Genomic DNA, 246 nt, shown 5'->3' with positions numbered 1-246 from the left:
ATGCTTGCATGGCGAACCGAGCCACAGCGAGGAAAAGGCGGTGCCGGCCGTTGCTCCCGGTCTCAAAGAAAAAGCTGTCGAAGCCCGACAGACCTGGTCGCCCGAGGGGAGCAAGCATGAGCTCCTACAAGCGGCTAGGCAGCTTGCCGTTTCAGCTTTCTTCCGCCTCCAGCGCCTCAATCTTCGCCTTTGCCTGCTCCAGGGTGAATCTGCCCGGTACCGCCTGCCCGCTCGGTTTGGCAATCA

Source organism: Alcanivorax sp. UBA3183 (assembly GCF_002364155.1).
GTDB lineage: Bacteria > Pseudomonadota > Gammaproteobacteria > Pseudomonadales > Alcanivoracaceae > Alcanivorax > Alcanivorax jadensis.
The sequence above is the reverse complement of the archived record's forward strand: the minus strand, read 5'-3'. Positions refer to the sequence as shown.